The organism is Aeromonas sp. FDAARGOS 1418, from assembly GCF_019048585.1.
Lineage (GTDB): Bacteria > Pseudomonadota > Gammaproteobacteria > Enterobacterales > Aeromonadaceae > Aeromonas > Aeromonas caviae.
Map to the genome: position 1 here is coordinate 3,066,001 of NZ_CP077387.1, position 11,388 is coordinate 3,077,388.

9 protein-coding genes are annotated in these 11,388 nt (G+C 60.2%); 2 read left to right on the top strand and 7 right to left on the bottom strand.

Annotated features, from left to right (window positions below):
• Nucleotides 1-145: 145 nt before the first annotated feature.
• The 5 genes from rplY to I6L48_RS14365 form a co-directional block, all read right to left on the bottom strand.
• Nucleotides 146-433, bottom strand: coding sequence for a 50S ribosomal protein L25 (rplY, locus tag I6L48_RS14345; RefSeq protein WP_010674717.1), 288 nt, complete (start codon nt 431-433; stop codon nt 146-148).
• Between the two features lie 164 nt (nt 434-597).
• On the bottom strand, nt 598-1,428 hold the full coding sequence (locus I6L48_RS14350) for a hypothetical protein (RefSeq protein WP_216987362.1): 831 nt from the start codon (nt 1,426-1,428) through the stop codon (nt 598-600).
• A 71-nt stretch (nt 1,429-1,499) separates the two neighbouring features.
• Nucleotides 1,500-5,399: an ATP-dependent RNA helicase HrpA gene (hrpA, locus tag I6L48_RS14355; RefSeq protein ID WP_216987363.1), complete on the bottom strand. Its 3,900-nt coding sequence runs from the start codon at nt 5,397-5,399 to the stop codon at nt 1,500-1,502.
• 189 nt (nt 5,400-5,588) lie between these two features.
• Entirely contained in the window at nt 5,589-6,011 is a 423-nt protein-coding gene (locus I6L48_RS14360) for a CBS domain-containing protein (protein WP_010674714.1), read from the bottom strand.
• Nucleotides 6,012-6,094: 83 nt separating this feature from the next.
• The gene (locus tag I6L48_RS14365; protein WP_041215183.1) at nt 6,095-7,165 is read right to left on the bottom strand and encodes a transcriptional regulator; all 1,071 of its coding nucleotides are present in this window, start codon (nt 7,163-7,165) and stop codon (nt 6,095-6,097) included.
• 406 nt (nt 7,166-7,571) lie between these two features.
• Between I6L48_RS14365 and I6L48_RS14370 the strand changes: the two genes are divergently transcribed.
• The gene (locus I6L48_RS14370; protein ID WP_216987364.1) at nt 7,572-8,894 is read left to right on the top strand and encodes a YjiH family protein; all 1,323 of its coding nucleotides are present in this window, start codon (nt 7,572-7,574) and stop codon (nt 8,892-8,894) included.
• A gap of 57 nt (nt 8,895-8,951) precedes the next feature.
• Here the strand turns inward: I6L48_RS14370 and I6L48_RS14375 are convergent, their stop codons facing one another.
• Nucleotides 8,952-9,833, bottom strand: coding sequence for a pirin family protein (locus tag I6L48_RS14375; protein ID WP_216987365.1), 882 nt, complete (start codon nt 9,831-9,833; stop codon nt 8,952-8,954).
• A gap of 118 nt (nt 9,834-9,951) precedes the next feature.
• Here I6L48_RS14375 and I6L48_RS14380 point away from each other — a divergent pair, with 118 nt between their 5' ends.
• Complete coding sequence (locus I6L48_RS14380) at nt 9,952-10,878, top strand: LysR family transcriptional regulator (RefSeq protein WP_042863849.1); 927 nt, start codon at nt 9,952-9,954, stop codon at nt 10,876-10,878.
• Nucleotides 10,879-10,989: 111 nt separating this feature from the next.
• On the opposite strand, the gene I6L48_RS14385 is transcribed toward I6L48_RS14380, so the two are convergent.
• Entirely contained in the window at nt 10,990-11,319 is a 330-nt protein-coding gene (locus I6L48_RS14385; RefSeq protein WP_005301028.1) for a YbaB/EbfC family nucleoid-associated protein, read from the bottom strand.
• Nucleotides 11,320-11,388 lie beyond the last annotated feature (69 nt).

The following is an 11,388-nucleotide window of genomic DNA, read 5'->3' on the forward strand; positions in this document are numbered from 1 at the left end:
CCACAACACGTGTCCTGCTGTCAATCATGCCTACAAGTAAAGACCAATAGTGCTGTTTGAGTATTTTATTTTCCCGGAAAAAATGCTGTAAAAACAAAGAGGCCACCCGATTGGGTGGCCTCTTCACAGGAAAGTTCGTTGTCGATTAGACGCGAACGAAATCCAGGTGAACCAGCTTGTAACGAACCGGGTGACGCTGGATAGCTTTCACGTTCACTTTGACTTCTTCACCGTTGATGACCAGGGTCAGCTCGGAGGAGTAGAACTCCGGCTTCTCTTGGGCCAGGATCAGCTTCTTGTGGTCCAGGGTAACGGACACGGCTTCTTTGCCTGCACCGTAAACGATGGCAGGAACCAGGTCAGCATGACGCAGGCGGCGGCTCGCACCTTTCCCCAGGTCAGAACGGACTTCAGCTTGGAATACGAAAGACATAGTGATTATCTCTTTTAAGATGAATGTATGGTGTTGACTGCGACCGGTCAGCACCTCGCAAAACGAGCGCGAATACTAGCACGGGCCCGGAGGGGATACAAGGAAAGAACCCGCGGCACTCCTCTCTAGGCAAAAAGGCACTCCACCACGCCTCTCGCCATCCCCTAACGCCCCTGCTCCAGACGGGCAAACTGCTGCTGTCGCCGGGCCGGGCTCAGGGCATCGAATTGCGCCAGAGTCTGCGCTTTCGGGCAATAGAGGCGCTGCCCGGCCTGTACCTGGATCCCTTTGGCCATCCTGTCACGATTTTCCTGCACCAGCGCCAGCAGATAACTGTAAGTATCCGAGCCGCCGGCCTCCTTTGACTGAAGCTGGCTTGCAATGCGCCACAGGGTTTCTCCCGCCGCCACCTGATGACAAACCCGCGATGCCTCCCCTGCCGCCGTGGCGGAAAGAGTCAGGGTCGCCTGCTCAGGGGCAGAATCTGCGGTGGCCATGGGCTGTGCATCTCCCTGCCTTGCCAAGGCCTGTGTAGGGACCTGCCCCCCAAGCCGTGCGAGCAAGGGCTCCCCCAGAGGCATCCGCATCTTCCTCTCCCGGGGCAGGGAGAACTCGGCGACAAAGGCGACAGCGCCCTGGACTTCGAACGAGGGGGCCGAGGAGGCGGCTTGCTGTACTGATTGGTGGGGCGCCATGCCATAGGCCATCTCATCGATGCGCTTTAGCCTGGCCAGGTAAGCCTTGGAGAGCTGGGCCTCCCCTTCGAACAGATCGAAGGGGGGCACCAGCCGGGCAGGAAAGAGGATCTGCCAGCGGCCATTCTTCTTTCTCTGTTCAAGTGGGGGAAACTGATTGCCCCGCCAGGCCGCAAAAATGGGCGGCACGGGGCGCAGCACCGGATAGTACTCCGGGTTGAGCTGCACCCAGGTTTGTTCCGCAATGGGTTGATACCCGCTGATGTTGACCAGTGCCACCCCCAACCAGATCCCCAGCATATGACGGCCTCCCTTCCCTTTGGCGTCTCGTTGCTTTCACACTATGGCTCAGAAAACAGATAGATAGTAGCTTAGCACTGGGCAATGGCGCTCTGCACCCGTTTATCCGAGATAGGGTATGGCGTCCCCAGTTGCTGGGCGAAGAAGGAAACTCGCAGCTCCTCGATCATCCAGCGGATATTGGCCACCTCGGCCGGGATCAGCTGGGATTTGGGGATCTTGGCGAGCAGTGCCTTGTACTCCGACTCCACGCTGTGCACCTTGAGCATGTAGACCCGATCCCGGTTGGGATCGATGGCGAGCTTCTCGAGCCGCCGCTCGATGGCCCGCAGGTAGCGCAGCAAGTCAGGCAGCCGCTGCCAGCCGGTCTCGGTGACAAAGCCCTTGTGAATGAGGTTACCCAACTGCTGCTGGATGTCCGACATGGCAAAGGCGGTGTCGAGCTGCATCTTGCCCTTGAGCCGTTTCTTGATCTCATGGGAGAGGGTCAGCACGGCTTCCACCTGTTTGGCCACCTCCACCACCGCATCGTTGAGCTCGGCGCGGACATACTCCTTGAGCGCCTCGAAACCCGCCTCGTCCCAAGCCAGCCCGCCGTGCTGCTCAATCAGCTTGTCGCAGCCGCAGGCGATGCAGTCGTCAATCAGCTCGGCCACCTTGCCAAAGGGGTTGAAATAAAGTCCCAGCTTGGCCTTGTTGGGCAACTTCTCCTGCAGATACTTGATGGGAGATGGCACGTTGAGCAGCACCAGCCTGCGTTGGCCTGCCCACATCAGCTGCTGCTGCACCACTGGACTCTCCACCAGCTGGATGGCGACCGAATCCTTCTGATCCACCAGGGCCGGATAGGCTTTCACCTCGAACCCGCCCCGCTTCTGGCTGTACTCTTGCGGCAGCTCGCCAAAGCTCCACAGGGTGAGGCCAGACTGCTCGATGTCATCGTCCGCCACTTGCGACAGGGTCTCCTGCACCTTGCCGCGCAGGGACGCTTTCAATGCCTCCAGATCCTTGCCTTCCGCCACCTTCTTGTGCTTGTCGTCCACCACACGGAAGGTGAGTTTCAGGTGATCGGGCACCGCAGCCCAATCCCAGGATTCACGGGGCACGGTCACGCCGGTCATGCGGCGCAGCTGACGCTCCATCTCGTCCAAGAGCGGCCCCTGCTCGGGGTTGATACTGGCGAGCAACGCGTCGGCGTAGTTGGGCGCCGGCACGAAGTTCTTGCGCATCGGCTTTGGCATCGACTTGATAAGAGCGACGAGCAGCTCATGACGCAGCCCCGGGATCAACCACTCGAACCCCTTCACCTCCACTTGGTTGAGCAGCGGCAGCGGAATATGCAGGGTCACACCGTCCGCCGCCTCCCCCGGCTCGAACTGATAGGTCAACTTGAGCTTGAGGCGCCCCTGCTGCCAGAAGTTGGGGTAGTCGAGATCGCTGATGTGGGCCGCATCCCCCTTCATCAACATCTCTTTTTCGAAGTTGAGCAGCTCGGCGTCCTGCTTTTGCGCCTCTTTCCACCACTTGTCAAAGTGGCGGCTTGATATCACCTCCTCCGGCAGACGGGCATCGTAGAAGCGGAACAAGTCCTCATCATCCACCAGGATGTCGCGCCGGCGGGATTTGTGCTCCAGCGCCTCTACCTCGGCCAGGAGCTTGCGGTTATCGCTGAAGAAACGGTGGCGGGTCTCGAAATCCCCCTCCACTAGGGCGCGGCGGATAAACAGCTCGCGGCACAGCGCCGGATCGATGCGGCTGAAGTTGATGATGCGCTCGTTGACCAGGGTCAGGCCATAAAGCGTCACCTTCTCCTTGGCCATCACGGCACCATTTTTCTTCGACCAGTGGGGGTCGCTGTGGTGTAGCTTGATGAGGTGCCCCGCCAGCGGCTCCACCCACTCGGGTTCAATCTTGGCGTTGATGCGGGCATAGAGGCGCGAGGTCTCCACCAATTCTGCGGCCATCACCCACTTGGGCGGCTTTTTGAACAGACCGGAGGCCGGGAAGAGGTGGAAGCGGCCGTTGCGGGCCCCGAGGAATTCGGGCTTTTCCAGATCCTTGTTGCCGATATGGCTCAAAAGACCGGTCAAGAGCGCACAGTGCACCGTCTTGAAGTCTGCCGGTTCCTGGTTGGCCTTGAAGCCCAGCTCTTTGACCGTCTGGCGCAGCTGGAAGTGAATGTCCTGCCACTCGCGCACCCGCAGGTAGGAGAGAAACTCCTTCTGGCACATGCGGCGAAACGGGTTGCTGCCAAGGAGATCCTGCTGCTCTTTCAGATAGTTCCAGAGGTTAACAAAAGCGAGGAAGTCGGAATCCTTGTCCTCAAAGCGCCTGTGCTGTTCGTCGGCGGCCTGCTTCTTCTCCATGGGCCGCTCGCGGGGATCCTGAATGCTGAGGGCGGCGGTGATCACCATCACCTCGCTCAGGCAACCGGTCTGCGCCGCACTGATCACCATCTTCGCCAGACGCGGATCAAGGGGGATACGCGAGAGCTGGCGACCTGTCTCGGTCAGCTGCAGCTTGGCTTCGCGATCGCCGGTGGCGGGCAGCTCGCGCACCGCCTCCAGCTCTTTCAAGAGGGTCAGACCGTCCTTGATATGGCGCGACTCGGGTGGCTCGACGAAGGGGAACGCCTCCATATTGCCAAGGCCGAGCGCCAGCATCTGCAAGATGACGGAGGCCAGGTTGGTGCGCAGGATCTCGGGGTCGGTAAAGGCCGGACGGCCGTTGAAATCCTCCTCGGAGTAGAGGCGGATACAGATACCGTCCGCCACCCGGCCACAGCGCCCTTTACGCTGGTTGGCGCTGGCCTGGGAGACCGGCTCGATGGGCAGGCGCTGCACCTTGGTGCGCCAGGAGTAGCGGCTGATGCGGGCGGTGCCCGGATCGATGACGTAGCGAATGCCCGGCACCGTCAGCGAGGTCTCCGCCACGTTGGTGGCCAGCACGATGCGCCGCCCGGCATGTTGCTGAAACACCTTGTTCTGCTCGGCGTTGGAGAGGCGGGCGTAGAGCGGCAATACCTCGGTATCGCGCAGGTTGAGCTTGCGCAGGGCATCGGCAGTATCGCGGATCTCCCGCTCGCCGTTCATGAAGATGAGGATGTCCCCGAGCCCCTCGCGTGCCAGCTCTTCCACCGCATCGAAGATCCCCTGCAGCTCGTCACGCTCTTCCAGCCCTTCGCTTTTATCACTGACGAGCGGGCGGTAGCGCACCTCCACCGGGTAGGTGCGGCCAGAGACCTCGATCACCGGCGCCTTGTTGAAATGGCGGGAGAAACGTTGCGGGTCGATAGTGGCCGAGGTGATGATCACCTTGAGATCGGGGCGTTTGGGCAGCAGTTGCTTGAGATAGCCCAGGATGAAGTCGATGTTGAGGCTGCGCTCGTGGGCCTCATCGATGATGATGGTGTCGTACTGGGTGAGCATCCGGTCGTTCTGGATCTCCGCCAGCAGGATACCGTCGGTCATCAGCTTGATGTGGGTCTGCTCGCTCACCTGATCGGTAAAGCGCACCTTGTAACCCACGTAGTGGCCAAGCTCGGACTCCATCTCCTCGGCGATGCGGGCTGCGACGGTACGGGCCGCCAGACGGCGCGGCTGGGTGTGGCCGATGAAGCCCTTGACCCCACGCCCGAGCGCCAGACAGATCTTGGGGATCTGGGTGGTTTTGCCCGAACCGGTTTCGCCGGCGATGATCACCACTTGATGCTCTTCAATGGCTTTGGCGATCTCCCCCTGCTTCTGGCTGACTGGCAGATTGTCCGGATAGGTGACCTTGGGCACGCCCGCCAGACGGGACTGATAGCGCGCCTGTGCCACATCCAGGTCAGCGGCGATGGTCTCGAGCACGGCAGCCTGCTTGGCTTCCGGCAGCTTCTTGACCCCGTGCAGTCGACTGGAGAGACGGCGGGCGTCGAGATTCATGCAGGCGGTAAGACGGCGGCGCAGCGCCTCGATAGAGAGAGACAAGGTACGAATTCCTTAAAAGAGTGCCCATCAAGGGCCATATCGATAGCTGGGGGAGATCCTAAAGAGCGAAGCTGGGCGGTGCAAGCCTTAAAGCGCCGCGCCAGCACATCAAGCCGGAGGCGTCATGACCGTCACGGATGAAAAGAGCAGGCCGGAGCCTGCTCTTTGAAAACAACCAGACAACACCGTTCAGACTCTGGCCTGATGCACGAAACAGGTGCCAAGCTGGGCGTGGATGGCCTGCATCACATTGTGGCGGTTGATGACCCCGAGCAGGCGCCCCTCCTCCACAACAGGATAGATCTTGGGCTTTTGACCCATCATCATCTCCGCCAGATCCAGGATGCTGGTGTCGGGACCGACTGCCAGCACCTCCTTGCGCATCACATCCCTGACCTGGGCCACCTGTTCACAGTGGTAGGCCTCCTTGAGCATGACGGCGATGCAATCCTGCTCGGAGACCCAGCCAATCAGATGTCCCTGGCTGTCCACTACGGGGCCGCCCAACTGATGACTGTTGAGAAATTTTTCCACCGCCGCCTGTACCATCATCTCTGCGCTGAAGGTGATGGGCTTGGTCTGCATGTAGTCCTTTGCCTTGAGTGATTCCATGACGCTTTCCCCCAACGAGCCTCCCGGGGGGAGGCAAGAGCCGGGCACTATGTCCGGCTCACTCCAAGCATAGTCCGCATGGATCAGGAGATGGATTGCAGCAAGAGCAAGAGCTCGTTCTGGCTGTGGCAGTCGGTCTTCTTGAACACCCCTTTCAGGGTGGAGCGCACGGTTTCCACCTTGACACCGCGCAGCTCCGCAATGTCGTTGCTGCTGTAACCCTTGCTCATCAGCACCAGCAACTCCTTCTCGCCGATGGTGAGGGGATAGAGGCTGGCCAGCGCTTCGATGTCGGGGTTGAAGGCGTGCTCGGGGTCACGCAGCACCACTTCCACATAGCGTTCAAAGCGGCTGAGTCCGCTCATCAGGGTGCATTGGACCAGCAGCGGGCGCAGGTTAGGCTGACGGGGAATGGACATATAGGCGCTGGCGCCGGGCAGCAAATAGGCAAAGCCATTGAGGATCTCCTTGAGCTGACGTTGCTGCTCCTTATTCTGCAAAGAGAAAATGCCATTGATGGCCCGCAATTCCACATTTTCATCGGCGATACGGTTGAAGGCCACATTGGAATAATGAATATGCCCCTTGTCGTCTATGATGGCGCTGGGCTTATTATGGTTTTTCACCAGCTGTTGCAACTGATAGTTCTGGGTTTCCAGGGCCAGCAAGTTCCAATAATGGTGGCTCCAGGCCGCCAGTCCGGAATAGATTTCGGAGAGCGAAGTGAGGTCGCGACTGCTGAAATCATCTTGCGCTGCACCACGGTAACTGCACAGGCTGCTCAGCCCCCTCCCTTTCACCTGGCAGACGCCGCCGGCGGCGAATTGGGCGCCGAAACTTGCCAGCAGGCCCACCGAGCTTGAAATGCTGTTGGCGCTGACGATCCCCTTGCACCCTTTATCCAGATAATGGTTGAACCACACATCCTGGCGATGATGTTGCAGGTAAAACTGCTGCTGTGCCTCGGTCAGACCGCTGGAAAAAAGCTTTATTCCGTCGCTCTTGTCATCATCCCGCAATAAAAACAGGGATGAACTGCAGGAAACGTCGGCGCGAAATTGGTCCACGACGAGCTTAATGTCAGAATCATTAATACCGCACTCGTATAACTGGCTGATATAGGGCGATATCCTTTCTTTCTCTAATGCCTTCACACCCGAACTCCTAATTCTTATTTTTATTGAAGAGGCATCTTACTCTGCAATGGGATAGCCGAAAAGTAGTCAAATGAACAAAGGGTTTATGATTTATTCATAAATAGTCATGAATATAGGCTCATGAATGAATATGACCAGAAAGGGTAAATAGCCGCTCATGTTTTTCCTGGCGCTGGTCGCTTACCTCCCTGTTTTGCCTCTTGATGCCTCACCACCCACTTGCCATCCCGGCCCCTCTTCCCCCCAAGATCACGCTTTTCAACCTTGGGGTCATCTGCATCCACACCGATTCACATGTTGCATTTTGGTGACTTTGGTGTTTCCATTTTGAGCGCCGGACGATATTGTATATACAAATCATCCCCTCAATGGAATTGAACCATGCGGATAACAAGGAGAGAAAATGGAACCTGAACACACGCTCACTGCACCGGCAGGATCAGGGGCCGGCATCAAGCTGCTGCTGGCCAGTCTGCTTGGCATCGCCATCTTTTTTGTTCCCTTCGAGCTTGGCGGGCGCAGCACCATAGTGGTGGATCACCTGGCCGGCTTTCTGATTGCCCAGCGCCCCCTTGCCCTGACCCTCATTCTCTTGCTCATCGCCTATGGCGCCATCACCCCCTTGCTGGATGGCCGCTGGCGTGCCCGTCCCATCGACAGGGTATTGAGCCTGTTCAAGCTGCTCGGGCTGGCCCTGGCCATTTTGTATGTCACAGACTGGGGCCCTGCCTGGTTGATGACCCCGGATCGCCTCCCCTTCCTGTTCGACAAACTGGCCATGTCAGTGGGTCTCATCGTGCCTATCGGCGCCATGGCCCTGACCTTCCTGCTCGGTTTCGGCCTGCTGGAATTCATCGGGGTGCTGATGCAACCCGTGATGCGCCCCTTGTGGCGCACGCCGGGTCACTCCGCCATCGATGCGGTCGCCTCTTTCGTCGGCAGCTACTCGGTGGGCCTGCTCATCACCAACCGTGTCTTCCTCGCGGGCAAGTACACGGTGCGAGAAGCCGTCATCATCGCCACCGGCTTCTCCACCGTCTCGGCCGCCTTCATGATCATCGTGGCCAAGACCCTCAACCTGATGGGACACTGGAACTTCTACTTCTGGTCCACCCTGGTGATCACTTTCATCATCACCGCCATCCTGGCGCGCGTTCCTCCCATCAGTCGCCTGGCTCACCATGGGGAGACCGACGAGCCGCTACCGGCTGGCATGAGCCGCTGGCAGGCGGCCCTCACCTGCGGCCTGACCCAGTCCCACCAGGCCGATCCACTGCTGCGGCAATTGAAGGACAACCTCAGGGACGGTCTTCACATGGCCGCTGCCGTGGTGCCCACCATACTGTCCGTCGGTCTGCTGGGCCTGCTGCTGGCAAAGCACACTCCCCTGTTCGATCTGCTGGGCTGGCTGCTCTGGCCACTGACCTGGCTGCTGGATCTCGGCGAGCCGCTCGCCACCGCCAAGGCCCTCTCGGCCGGTCTGGCCGAGATGTTCCTGCCCGCCATCCTGCTCAAGGATGCCGACCTGCTGGTGCGCTATGTCGCGGCCGTGGTTTCGGTCAGCTCGGTGCTCTTCTTCTCTGCCTCCATCCCCTGCATCCTGGCCACCCGGATCCCGGTGAGCGTGGGACAGCTGGTGGTGATCTGGCTGCTGCGCACCCTGCTTGGCATCCTGCTGGCCGCCTTGTGCGGCAGGCTGGCGCTGGCCCTCGGCTGGCTCGGTTGACCAAGGCTCATAAAAAAACAAAGCGCCATCAGGCGCTTTGTTTTTATCGGGATTGTCTCAGGGGGCGATGACGGCGAACCGGCCGCTGTTGAAATCATCTATCGCCTGATGGATCTCTGCCTCGCTGTTCATGACAAAGGGCCCATAACCCACGATGGGTTCATCGATGGGCTCGCCACTCAACAGCAACAAGCTGGCCTCGCCCTCCGCCTCCAGCATGAACTCCTCCCCGTTGGGATCGAGCAGCACCAGTTGTGCTTCGCCCGCGCGCTCCTGACCGTTGATCAAGAGAGAGCCCTTGAGCACCACCAAGGCGCTGTTCCATCCCGCTACCGCCGGCAGCACCACGCTGGCCCCGCCCTTGAGCCGCAGATCCCAGATGTTCATGGGCGAGAAGGTTCGGGCTGGCCCCTCTACCTCGCCTTGTTGCAACCCGGCATCGTTCCCGGCGATGATGCGCACCCGCACATCGCCCTCCTTGAGGCTCAGTTGCGGGATGGTGTCGCTGGTGATGCCCTGATAACCGGGCATCGACATCTTGTGTTTGGCGGGCAGGTTGACCCACAACTGCACCATGTCGAGGGTGCCACCACGACGGGTGAACCCCTGGGAGTGGAACTCGTCGTGCATGATGCCGGCGGCGGCCGTCATCCACTGCACGTCTCCCGGACCGATGATCCCCCCCTGGCCGGTCGAGTCGCGATGGGCGACCTCCCCTTCATAGACGATGGTGACCGTCTCGAAGCCACGGTGCGGGTGCTCCCCCACTCCCCTGGCATGATCGGCGGGCTCGAAATGTGCCGGACCAGCCCTGTCCAGCAGCAGGAAGGGGCTCAAGGCGCGGCCATGGGTCTGATACGAGAACAGCGAGCGAACCGGGAATCCGTCGCCGACCCAGTGTTGTCGAGGGGCGCTGTAAATACCGATGACTCTTTTCATGATGCTCTCCTGGGTGATCGTCACGGGATGTGCCGTTGCTCGCATTGTGAGTCTGGAACGCTGCACCCGGTAGACGTAAAATTTGCCATCAGCGTCCTATTTTGTGAACGATAAACCCATGCAACAGGATCTCAACGACCTCTATTTCTATGTCCAGGTGGTGGATCACGGGGGCTTTGCCCAGGCTGGCAGGGCCCTCGGCATGCCAAAATCGCGGCTCAGCCGCCGCATCGCCATGCTGGAGGAGCGACTCGGAGTGCGTCTTATCCAGCGTTCCACCCGCAGCTTCACCGTCACCGAACTCGGGCAGGCTTATTACACCCGTTGCCGGGCCATGCTGGTGGAAGCCGATGCGGCGCAGGATCTCATCGCCGCGACCCAGAGCGAGCCTTGCGGTCTGGTTCGCATCGCCTGCCCCATCGATCTGCTGCACGCCCACGTAGGGAGGATGCTGGTCTCCTTCGCCCTGGCCCATCCCAGCGTCAAGGTGCAACTCGTCGGGGTCAACCGGGCGGTGGATTTGGTCGCGGAGGGGTTGGACATGGCGCTCAGGGTGCGACCACTGCCCCTGGAGGACAGCGATCTCGCCATGCGGGTGCTGGGTTATGCGACCCAGTGTCTGGTGGCAAGTCCGGCCCTTGTCGCGTCACTCGGCATGCCCCGGGCCCCCGCAGATCTGCTGTCATGGCCGAGCCTCGGTCATGGCGCCAGCCTGGAAGGCCATCACTGGACCCTGCTGGGCCCCGATGGGGCCCGAGTCAAACAGCACCACAGCCCCCGCTTTGCCACCACCGACATGCAGACATTGCGTCAGGGGGCGATCGACGGGCTCGGGGTCGTGCAACTGCCCACCATGATGATGAATGAGCCCCTGGCCGATGGCCGGCTGGTGCGTCTGCTCCCCGACTGGGCCCCGCGCCAGGAGGTGATCCACGCGGTCTTCCCCTCACGCCGCGGTCTGCTGCCTGCCATCCGCGCCCTCATCGATCATCTGGTCGAGGGCTTCTCCCCCCTGGGGCAGGCAAGTGCGCCGCCCCCGCCATGATCTGTGCATGGCCGTTCCCGGGGGTGCCGACATGCAAAAGGCCAGAGCTTGGCTCTGGCCTTTTCATTTTTCCCCTTCTCAGAGGAGGGGAAACAGATACGGGCAGTATCCTCAGAAGGGCATCTTGAAGCCCGGGGGCAGTTGCATGCCGCCGGTCAGCTCGCCCATCTTGGCCTTGTTCTGCTCTTCCACGCGGCGCACGGCGTCATTGACGGCGGCGGCGACCAGATCTTCCAGCATCTCCTTGTCATCTTCCATCAGGCTGGGATCGATCTCGATACGACGCACGCTGTGGCTGCCGGCCATGGTCACCTTGACCATGCCTGCTCCCGCCTCGCCGACCACTTCCATCTGGGCCAGCTGCTCTTGCATCTTCTGCATGCGCTCTTGCATCTGTTGGGCCTGTTTCATCAGGTTACCCATTCCACCTTTACCAAACATAGATCGTCTCTCGTCTTGAAATCCGGCATCCAGCGCCGGGCTGTGGGTTCATCTGCCCTAAGTGGGGGC

Coding starts and splice junctions, on each gene's coding strand:
- rplY (WP_010674717.1), bottom strand. CDS start 433: ATGTCTTTCGTATTCCAAGCTGAAGTCCGTTCTGACCTGGGGAAAGGT.
- I6L48_RS14350 (WP_216987362.1), bottom strand. CDS start 1,428: ATGCTGGGGATCTGGTTGGGGGTGGCACTGGTCAACATCAGCGGGTAT.
- I6L48_RS14360 (WP_010674714.1), bottom strand. CDS start 6,011: ATGGAATCACTCAAGGCAAAGGACTACATGCAGACCAAGCCCATCACC.
- I6L48_RS14370 (WP_216987364.1), top strand. CDS start 7,572: ATGGAACCTGAACACACGCTCACTGCACCGGCAGGATCAGGGGCCGGC.
- I6L48_RS14375 (WP_216987365.1), bottom strand. CDS start 9,833: ATGAAAAGAGTCATCGGTATTTACAGCGCCCCTCGACAACACTGGGTC.
- I6L48_RS14380 (WP_042863849.1), top strand. CDS start 9,952: ATGCAACAGGATCTCAACGACCTCTATTTCTATGTCCAGGTGGTGGAT.
- I6L48_RS14385 (WP_005301028.1), bottom strand. CDS start 11,319: ATGTTTGGTAAAGGTGGAATGGGTAACCTGATGAAACAGGCCCAACAG.